Source organism: Pseudomonas sp. 05N434 (genome assembly GCF_056396965.1).
In genome coordinates this window covers 1-10,090 of record NZ_JBFTMK010000123.1, presented here as the reverse complement: position 1 = coordinate 10,090, position 10,090 = coordinate 1, and the positions used below count along the sequence as shown (strand labels likewise).

At 61.3% G+C, this 10,090-nt stretch carries 8 protein-coding genes; 1 reads left to right on the top strand and 7 read right to left on the bottom strand.

What is annotated here, in order from left to right; genetic code table 11:
- Window positions 1–2,768, top strand: a 2,768-nt coding sequence (locus AC1DLB_RS10740) for an efflux RND transporter permease subunit (protein ID WP_477784982.1), incomplete at its 5' end; no start/stop codon positions are given.
- A gap of 3 nt (window positions 2,769–2,771) precedes the next feature.
- Here AC1DLB_RS10740 and AC1DLB_RS10735 read toward each other — a convergent pair.
- From AC1DLB_RS10735 to AC1DLB_RS10705, 7 genes are all read right to left on the bottom strand, one after another.
- Window positions 2,772–3,401 (bottom strand): class I SAM-dependent methyltransferase, encoded by a 630-nt coding sequence (locus AC1DLB_RS10735; RefSeq protein WP_086944173.1) that lies wholly within the window; start codon window positions 3,399–3,401, stop codon window positions 2,772–2,774.
- Between the two features lie 64 nt (window positions 3,402–3,465).
- Window positions 3,466–4,110 carry a methionine ABC transporter permease gene (locus AC1DLB_RS10730; RefSeq protein WP_018929342.1) on the bottom strand — a complete coding sequence of 215 codons (645 nt, stop codon included), beginning with the start codon at window positions 4,108–4,110 and terminating at the stop codon, window positions 3,466–3,468.
- Window positions 4,100–5,221, bottom strand: coding sequence for a methionine ABC transporter ATP-binding protein (locus tag AC1DLB_RS10725; protein ID WP_086944172.1), 1,122 nt, complete (start codon window positions 5,219–5,221; stop codon window positions 4,100–4,102). Before AC1DLB_RS10725 ends, AC1DLB_RS10730 begins: the two co-directional genes overlap by 11 nt.
- A gap of 2 nt (window positions 5,222–5,223) precedes the next feature.
- Window positions 5,224–6,033, bottom strand: coding sequence for a MetQ/NlpA family ABC transporter substrate-binding protein (locus tag AC1DLB_RS10720; RefSeq protein WP_018929340.1), 810 nt, complete (start codon window positions 6,031–6,033; stop codon window positions 5,224–5,226).
- Between the two features lie 174 nt (window positions 6,034–6,207).
- Window positions 6,208–7,560, bottom strand: coding sequence for an LLM class flavin-dependent oxidoreductase (locus tag AC1DLB_RS10715; protein ID WP_477744102.1), 1,353 nt, complete (start codon window positions 7,558–7,560; stop codon window positions 6,208–6,210).
- Window positions 7,560–8,753, bottom strand: a complete 1,194-nt coding sequence (locus AC1DLB_RS10710) for an SfnB family sulfur acquisition oxidoreductase (RefSeq protein ID WP_064615814.1) — start codon at window positions 8,751–8,753, stop codon at window positions 7,560–7,562. The genes AC1DLB_RS10715 and AC1DLB_RS10710 overlap by 1 nt, the downstream gene beginning before the upstream one ends.
- Before the next feature lie 23 nt (window positions 8,754–8,776).
- Window positions 8,777–10,018, bottom strand: coding sequence for an SfnB family sulfur acquisition oxidoreductase (locus AC1DLB_RS10705; protein WP_019651519.1), 1,242 nt, complete (start codon window positions 10,016–10,018; stop codon window positions 8,777–8,779).
- Window positions 10,019–10,090 lie beyond the last annotated feature (72 nt).

The window sequence follows — 10,090 nt, the reverse complement described above, 5'->3', positions numbered from 1 at the left end:
TCGTTAATCTGCTCGACACCACCAGCGCCAAGGACATTCCGCAAATCTGGTATCAGGTGCGCAAGAAGATCAACGACATCCGCGGCGACTTCCCGCAAGGCCTGCAAGGGCCGGGCTTCAACGATGAGTTCGGTGACGTGTTCGGTTCGGTGTATGCCTTTACCTCTGACGGCCTGTCAATGCGCCAGCTACGCGATTACGTGGAACAGGTGCGTGCCGAAATCCGTGAAGTGCCAGGGTTGGGCAAGGTCGAAATGATCGGCGAGCAGGATGAAGTGCTGTACCTGAACTTCTCCACCCGCAAACTCGCCGCCCTCGGCATCGATCAGCGCCAGGTGGTGCAGAGCCTGCAATCACAGAATGCCGTGACCCCGGCGGGAGTGATCGAGGCCGGCCCGGAGCGGATTTCGGTGCGGACCTCGGGGCAGTTTGCCTCTGAGAAAGACCTGGCCAACGTCAACCTGAAGCTCAACGACCGCTTCTACCGCCTGGCCGACATCGCCGACATCAGCCGTGGCTATGTCGATCCTGCCACCCCGGAGTTTCGTTTCAACGGCCAGCCGGCCATCGGCCTGGCAATCGCCATGAAGAAGGGCGGCAACATTCAGGCATTTGGCAAGGCGCTGCATCTGCGCATGAACGAGCTGACGGCCGACCTGCCGGTGGGCGTTGGTGTGCACAACGTTTCCGATCAGGCCGAAGTGGTGGAAGAAGCGGTCGGCGGTTTCACCAGTGCATTGTTCGAGGCCGTGGTGATCGTGCTGATCGTCAGCTTCGTCAGCCTTGGCGTGCGCGCCGGGCTGGTGGTGGCGTGTTCGATTCCGTTGGTGCTGGCGATGGTCTTCCTCTTCATGGAATACAGTGGCATCACCATGCAGCGGATTTCCCTCGGAGCGCTGATCATCGCCCTCGGCCTGCTGGTGGACGACGCGATGATCACGGTGGAGATGATGGTCACGCGCCTGGAAATGGGCGAAACCAAAGAACAGGCGGCGACCTTCGCCTACACCTCGACGGCGTTCCCGATGCTCACCGGCACGCTGGTTACCGTCGCCGGTTTCGTGCCGATCGGCTTGAACGCGAGCTCCGCCGGTGAGTACACCTTCACGCTGTTCGCGGTGATCGCGGTGGCCATGCTGGTGTCATGGATCGTCGCCGTGCTGTTCGCCCCGGTACTCGGTGTGCATATTCTGAGCAGCAATGTGAAACCTCACGACGCAGAGCCAGGGCGCATCGGTCGGGCGTTCAATGGCGGCCTGCTGTGGGCCATGCGCAATCGCTGGTGGGCCATCGGTATCACCGTGGCGCTGTTCGTGCTCTCGGTGTTTTCCATGCAGTTCGTGCAGAACCAGTTCTTCCCGTCCTCGGACCGCCCGGAAATCCTCGTCGACCTGAACCTGCCGCAAAACGCCTCGATCGCCGAAACCCGCAAAGCCGTGGACAAGCTTGAAGCGACGCTCAAGGGCGACCCGGACATCGTGCGCTGGAGCACCTACATCGGCGAGGGTGCGATCCGTTTCTACCTGCCTCTCGACCAGCAGTTGCAGAACCCGTACTACGCGCAACTGGTGATCGTCAGCAAAGGCCTGGAGTCACGCACGGCGCTGACTGCTCGTTTGCAAAAGCGCTTGCGTGAAGACTTCGTCGGCATCGGCAGTTACGTCCAGGCCCTGGAAATGGGCCCGCCGGTGGGGCGTCCGATTCAATACAGGGTCAGCGGTAAAGACATCGATCAAGTGCGCAAACACGCGATCGCCCTGGCCACTGAACTGGATAAAAACCCGCACATCGGCGAGATCATTTACGACTGGAACGAGCCGGGCAAAGTGCTACGCATCGACATCGCGCAAGACAAGGCGCGGCAACTGGGGCTGTCGTCGGAAGACGTGGCGAACCTGATGAACAGCATCGTCGTCGGCTCGCCGGTGACGCAGGTCGATGACGACATCTACCTGATCGACGTGGTCGGCCGCGCTGAAGATGCCGAGCGCGGCAGCCCGGAAACCTTGCAGAACTTGCAGATCGTCACCCCCGGCGGCACTTCGATACCGCTGCTGGCGTTCGCCACGGTGCGCTACGAACTGGAGCAACCGCTGGTATGGCGTCGTGACCGCAAACCGACCATCACCATCAAGGCTGCGGTGCGCGACGAGATTCAGCCGACCGACCTGGTGAAGCAGTTGCAACCGGACATCGACAAGTTCGCCGCCGGTTTGCCGGTGGGCTACAAAGTCGCCACTGGCGGTACGGTGGAGGAAAGCGGCAAGGCCCAGGGGCCGATTGCCAAGGTGGTGCCGTTGATGCTGTTTTTGATGGCGACCTTCCTGATGATCCAGTTGCACAGCGTGCAGAAGCTGTTCCTGGTGGCCAGCGTCGCGCCGCTCGGCTTGATCGGCGTGGTGCTGGCGCTGATTCCGACCGGCACGCCCATGGGCTTCGTGGCGATCCTCGGGATTCTGGCGCTGATCGGCATCATCATCCGCAACTCGGTGATTCTGGTGACCCAAATCGACTCTTTCGAGAAGAGCGGTTATACGCCGTGGGACGCGGTGGTGCAGGCCACGGAGCATCGGCGTCGGCCGATTTTGTTGACGGCAGCGGCGGCGAGCATGGGGATGATCCCGATTGCCCGGGAAGTGTTCTGGGGGCCGATGGCCTACGCGATGATTGGCGGGATCATCATCGCCACCTTGCTGACGCTGCTGTTTTTGCCGGCGCTGTATGTGGCCTGGTACAAGGTACGCGAGCCGAAGAAACAAGCGCCGTAACGATCAGTCGGCTCGACGCCAAACGCTGGCCAACCAAGGCTGCTGCTCCCGTGGCAGCCCCGCCGGCCGGTAGTAATGCTCAAGCTCCACAAACCCCGCCTCGGTCAGTATTTGTTGCCACGCCGCCAGGTCGTAATACGCCCCATAACGCGGTCCGTTCCAGCCTTCCTGATTCTCGCCACGGGGATTGGAACTGAACAACACACCGCCCGGCTTCAATGCCGCGCGCAGTTGCTTCAACACCCTGGGCAACTCCTGGCTCGGGACATGAAACAGCACCGCGTTGGCAAAAATCCCGTCAAACCGCTCGGCTGGCAGATCGAGCTTCAGGAAGTCCTGCTGCCAGACCTCGCAACCGCTGTCGTCCCGGGCCATCTGCGCAAGCTTTTCCGAACCGTCGAGCCCGATGGCGATGTGGCCCAGGCGGGTGAAGGTTTTCAGGTCGCGGCCGGGGCCACAGCCAAAGTCGAGAATGCTGAAGGGCGCCTCACCCTGAATATGCCGCAACAGGGCATCGATGTTCTGGCTGACATCGTGATCGCGAGTGCCTTCACGGAAGTCCTCGGCCACCGCGTTGTAATGGCCCAGGGTGGTAGAGGTGATCTGCTCCAGGTCGGCGGGAGTCTGTTTCATGGTCGGCTGCACAGAAAAAGAAAGAAGCACTGACTATAAGCGCTTTCGCACTTTTGATCTTGATTCAGCGCTTGTTCAACCCCCGCGCCAACCGATCCCCACCCAACTGAATCACCGCCACCAACACCACCAGCAACACAATCACCGTCAACATGATCTGGCTGTCAAAGCGCTGATACCCATATCGATAAGCAATGTCGCCCAACCCACCAGCGCCAATCGCCCCGGCCATGGCCGACGAGTTGATCATGGTCACCAGCGTAATGGTGAAGCCGCCGACAATCCCCGGCAGCGCCTCGGGCAGCAGCACATGCCAGACGATATGCCAGCGTCGGCAACCCATTGCCTGCGCCGCTTCGATCAACCCGTGGTCGACTTCCCGCAGGCTGACTTCGGCGATGCGTGCGAAGAACGGCGTAGCGGCAATAGTCAGCGGCACCACCGCTGCCCAAACGCCATAGGTGGTGCCGACGATCAACCGGGTGAACGGAATCAGCGCCACCATCAAAATCAGAAACGGAATCGAGCGGAACAGGTTCACGAACGCGCCCAGTGCGCGGTTCAGCGCCGGTGCTTCGTAGATCCCGCCTTTGGTGCTGGTGACCAGGATCACCGCCAGYGGAATACCCACCAACAGCGCGATCAGTGACGACACGCCGACCATCAGGAAGGTGTCGATGAAGCCTTGCAGCAATCGATCAAACCACATAACCCAGCACCTCCACCTGTTGCGCCCAATGACTGGCGCGCTGACGCAATTCCTCGGCACCGAGGGACGAACCGGTCACCGCCAGCAGTAATTGCCCCAGCGCATGGCCCTGAATCCGTTCCACGCCCCCTTGCAGCAAACGCACGCGGCCACCGAGGGCGCTGAAAAGCGCCGCCAGGTCTGGCTCGTCGCGTGTATTGCCGGTGAATTGCAAGCGCAGGACCACGGCAGCGTCCGAAGACTGCGGCTGTGCCCGCAAGCGGCTTTGCAGTTCATCCGGCAGGCCGTGTTGCAGCGGCGCGAGCAAGGTCTTGCTCACTTCATGCTGCGGGTTGCCGAAGACCTCCCAGACCGGCCCCTGCTCGACGATTCGCCCGTGCTCCAACACCACGACCCGATCGCAGATATCGCGGATCACCGCCATCTCGTGGGTGATCAGCACGATGGTCAGGCCCAGTCGCTGGTTGATCTCGCGCAGCAGGCCGAGGATCGATTGGGTGGTCTCCGGATCGAGGGCCGAAGTGGCCTCGTCGCACAGCAGAATCTCCGGGTCATGCACCAACGCACGGGCGATGCCGACACGTTGTTTCTGCCCGCCGGAAAGCTGCGCCGGATAAGCCTTGTGTTTACCTTGCAGACCCACCAGTTCGAGCAATTCACGGACCTTCTGCTCGCGTTTTTCCTTGGGCACACCGGCGACTTTCAATGGTAATTCGACGTTCTGCCAAACCGTCTTGGCTGACATCAAATTGAAGTGCTGGAAGATCATGCCGATGCGCCGGCGCAGCGCCACCAGTCGGTCTTCATCGAACTCGCCGATGTCCACCTGATCGATCAGTACTCGCCCGCTGCTCGGTTGTTCGAGGCGGTTGATGGTACGGATCAGAGACGACTTGCCGGCACCGCTGCGCCCGATGATGCCGAACACTTCGCCGCGTTGGATTGCCAGGTCGATACCGTGCAGGGCCGCCACCGGACCTTGCTGGCCATTGTAGGTTTTACCCAGGCCGATGAAGCGCACGTGGGCGCGGTTCAGCTCGGGGTGGAGCTCRGTGCGTTCAGCACTGTGTGGCTCTGGAGTCTCCAGTCGCCGTTGGATGGCGGCCGTCATGCTCAGCTTTCCCAGCCGGCTTGATAGAGCTTGCCGTGGGCTTTATCCAGCGCTGCGCGAACCGCTGGCGAGTGCTGATAGATGTCGACGAATTTGATCAGCCGTGGGTCGGTTTTGCTTTTCGGCTGGATCACGAACTGGATCACGTATTCCTTGTGATCGAGACCATCGAACAGCAGGGCCGAGCTGGCATCGAAGGTTTTCGACAGGCGAATGTAGGCCGGATAACCCTGGACCAGATCGGCGTCGTCATAGGCGCGTACCAGTTGCACGGCTTCAACCTGAAGGATTTTGATTTTCTTCGGGTTGGCGATGATGTCTTCTTCGGTGGCCTTGTAGCCGACGCCCGGTTTGAGGGTGATCAAGCCGGCCTTGGCTAGCAGTTGCAGGCCGCGACCGCTGTTGATCGGGTCGTTGGCGATGGCCACGCTGGCGCCTTCTGGCAACTCGGCGAAGCTTTTGTATTTCTTCGAATAGAGGCCGACGTTGTTGATGATGCCCGGGGCGAACGGCACCAGATCAAAGCCGGCCGCGGCCTTGGCGTTTTCCAGGAACGGGATGTGCTGGAAATAGTTCACGTCGATGTCRCCCGAGGCGAGGCTGACGTTGGGAGCRATCCAGTCGCTGAACTCCACGAGTTCGACTTTCAGGCCTTGTTTGCTGGCTTCCTCTACGGCGGCTTCCAGCGGAATGGCGAAGGCGGCGGTGGTGCCGACCTTCAACGGCGCGTCGGCGGCGAAGGTGATGGAGCTGAAGAGGCCGAGGGCCAGGGCCAGTGCTTTGACTGGGTGGGATAAGAGTTTTTTGGTCATGATGATTTTCCAGTCAATTGTTTAATGTGCATGCTTTTGTGGCGAGGGAGCTTGCTCCCGCTGGGCTGCGAAGCGGCCCCAAAGCCATTCAATGAGTTCAGTCAGTTGAAACTCGCCAGCAGGTTTTGCGACTGCTGCGCAGTCGAGCGGGAGCAAGCTCCCTCGCCACAGGTTTTAGTGTCGGTAGTGGGAGCCCGTGTGTTGCTCAGGCAAATGCGCGTCACGCTGAAACAGTTTTTCCCGCAGGCTGCCGTCGTCGTAAGCGGTCTTGTATGACCCTCGGCGCTGCAACTCCGGAATCACCAGCTCAATGAAATCCACATAGCTTTCCGGGGTGACGATCCGTGTCAGGTTGAAGCCGTCGAGGCCGGTTTCGGCGATCCATGATTCCAGCTCATCGGCCACTTGCTCAGGCGAGCCGACCACGGTGATGTAGCGGCCACCGAGGGCGTGTTGTTCCAGCAGTTTGCGGCGGGTCCAGTCGTTGTTTTGCAGGTTCTTGGTGGCAGACTGGATGGCGTTGCTCTTCACGTACTGGATCGGTTCGTCGAGTTCGTACTCGGAAAAATCGATCCCGGTGGACGCCGAAAAGTGCGCGACGCCGGCCTCGGCGCTGGCGTAGCTCAGGTATTCGGCATGCTTGGCCCAGGCCAGCGCTTCGGTGGCGCCGACGATCACGTTCAAGCCCATGAACACCTTGATGTCCCAAGGATTGCGCCCGGCCTCGACGGCGCTGGCGCGCACCTTGTCCACCTGGATCCGGGTCGCCGGTTTGTTCTGGCCGCTGATGAACACGCACTCGGCATGCCGACCGGCGAACAGCAAACCGCGATCGGAGCTGCCGGCCTGGAACAGCACCGGCGTGCGTTGCGGCGACGGCTCGCAGAGGTGATAACCCTCGACCTGATAGAACTCGCCCTTGTGCTCGACCTTGTGCACTTTGTCTGGCTGGGCGTAGATCCGTTGCTCGCGGTCGTTGAGCACCGCGCCGTTTTCCCAGCTGCCTTCCCAGAGTTTGTAGAGCACTTGCAGGTATTCGTCGGCCTGGTCGTAACGTCGGTCATGTTCCACCTGCTCGCTGAGGCCCATGGCCTTGGCGGCACTGTCCAGATAGCCGGTGACGATGTTCCAGCCGACCCGGCCGCGACTCAGATGATCAAGCGTCGACAGGCGTCGGGCGAACAGATACGGCGGCTCGTAGGTCAGATTGGCGGTCAGGCCGAAGCCGAGGTTCTTGGTGACCGCGGCCATGGCCGAGACCAGCAGCAGCGGGTCGTTGACCGGCAACTGGATCGACTCTTTGAGCGGCACGTCGATCGAGTTCTGGTAGACGTCGTACACGCCGACGATGTCGGCGATGAACAGACCGTCGAACAGTCCGCGCTCCAGCAGTTGCGCCAGTTCGGTCCAGTATTCGATCGTCTTGTACTGGGTGGACGTGTCCCGTGGATGGGTCCACAGGCCATGGTTGATGTGCCCGATGCAGTTCATGTTGAACGCGTTGAGCAGGATCTTCTTTTTGCTCATCAAATGGTCCCCCGCAACGGCGGGTTTTCATCGTTGAGGTAGTAATTGCCCACCGCGTGATACTTCCAGCGCACCGGGTCGTGCAGGGTGTGCACCCGGGCGTTGCGCCAGTGCCGATCGAGGCCGTGCTCAATCAGGGTCGCCTGGCTACCAGCCAGTTCGAACAACGTGCTGCCGGCGGCGAGGGAGATCTCAGTGCTGATGGCCCGGGCTTCGGCAACCGCAATCGACGCGGCGGCGACGGTCTCGGCATTGGTGTCGGCCTGGGCCCGGTCGAGGAATTCGCCGGAGCGTTCCAGCAAGGCTTCGGTGGCGTGCAGACGAATACTCAAGTGGCCGAAACTCTTGATGGTCAGCGGGTCTTCGGTGGCTGTTTCATGCGTGGCGTCGATCCACGGTCGGGTTTTGGTGCGCACGAAATGCAATGCATCTTCATAGGCTGCGCGGGCAATGCCGGTGTCGATCGCGGCGTGGAGAATCTGCGCCAATGGGCCGACAGTGGTCGGGCGTTCGAATGCGCTTTGAAATGGAATCACGTCTTCGGCGGCAACGTAGACATCCTCGAACACCACCGAACCGCTGCCGGTGGTGCGCTGGCCGAAGCCGCTCCAGTCGTCGATGACCGTCAGGCCTTTGCTGTTGTGCGGGACGAAGGCCAGCTGCTGCACGCCGTTTTCATCCACTACTGAGGTGGGGATGCGCTGGGCGTAAATGGCGCCGGTGGCGTAGAACTTGCGGCCGTTGATGCGATAGCCGTCACCGTTGCGGGTCAGGCGGGTGACGCGGTCATGGGCGGTTTTGGTGCCCAGTTCCGCCAGTGCATTGCCGAAACGCTGGCCGGCCAGCACTTCGGCGTACAGGCGTTTTTTCTGCTCATGGCTGCCGTTCACACGGAGCACTTCGAGGGCGTAGAAATGGTTCTGCGGGATCTGCCCCAGGGAGCCGTCAGCCTGGGCGATCAACGCGATCACTTTGGCCAGGGTGGCGTTGGAAACCCCGGCGCCGCCGTATTCCTTTGGCACGCTGATGCCCCAAAGACCCGAACGGGAAAACACTTCCAGTTCCGGGTGCGGCAAACGACGTTCGCGGTCGCGCAGGGCGCTATCGCGTTTGAAGTCGTCGGCCAGGTCACCGGCGACGATCAGGGCTTGCTCATCGCTGGTAATGACCGCGACGTTTCGAGAAAGAGACATGTGTTTCTCCAGCGATCTGGTCGTTAAATCCAGGAGTGGCGAGCCGGCAACGTGCCGTTCAAGTGATATGCGCCAACCGCGTGATACTTCCAGCGCACCGGGTCGTGCAGCGTGTGCACCCGGGCATTGCGCCAGTGGCGGTCGAGGTTGAACTCGGCGAGGGTGGCGCGGCTGCCGGCCAGCTCGAAGAGTTTTTCGCTGGCCAGCAGCGAGATCTCGGTGGTCAGCACTTTGGCCTCGGCAACGGCAATCGAGGCGCGTGCCGCAGACTCGGCGGTGAGCGGCGCGGCGTTGACCTGATCGAGCACTTGCCCGGCCTTGCGCAGCAGCGCTTCGGCGGCGTGCAGTTCAATTTTCAGCTTGCCGATATCGGCGATCACGTAGAGGTCGTCGCTGGCCCGTTCGACCTTGGCGTCGATCCAGGGCCGGGCACGGGTTTTCACGAATTCGATGGCGTCATCGATAGCGCCCCGGGCGATGCCGGCGTCGATGGCTGCTTGAATCAGCTGCGATACGGCGCCCTGAGTGTTCGGGCTGTCGTTGATCCTCCAGTTATCCACCACCAACTCGGCGTCGACCCGCACGTTGTTGAGCAAAATGGTGCCGCTGGCGGTGGTGCGCTGGCCGAATCCCGACCAGTCGTCAACGATGCGCAAACCCGGCGTGCCACGACGAACGAAGGCCAACACTTGCTTGCCGTCGTCGTTCAGCGCCTTGACGGCCACCCAATGGGCGAACAAGGCGCCGGTGGAGTAGAACTTCTGCCCGTTGATGACGAAGCCATCGCCGTCTGCGGTGATTCGCGCCTTGAGCTCCAGGGTGTTTTTGGTACCGCGCTCCGGCCCCGCGTTACCGATCCGCCAGCCTTCGAGCACGCTTTTGAACAGCTGTTTTTTCTGCGACTCGGTGGCACTGCCCAGTATCAGGTTGAGAATCCCGAACTGGTTCTGCGGGATCTGCCCCAGGGCCGGGTCGGCTGCGGAAATGATCGCGAAGACTTCGGCAACGGTGACGAATGAAACCTGTGGGCCGCCGTACTCACGCGGGATGGCAATGCTGCCCAGGCCGCTGCGGGTGAACTGTTCGATTTCCGACCAGGGCAACTTGCGCTGCTGGTCACGTTTGGCGGCGTGCAGGCGGGCGACTTGCGCCAGCTCTTGGGCAGCCTTGATGGCTTGTGCGTCGTTGCGCAAGACCTGCGCGGGCAACAACAATGGGGCGATGTCCAGATCACTCTGGATGATTGCATCTGCCAGACTGGACATCAGTGCCGCTCCTTGGCTGCACGCAATGCCCTGGCGATTTGCACTGGGGTGATTGTGTTCCGGACCATACCT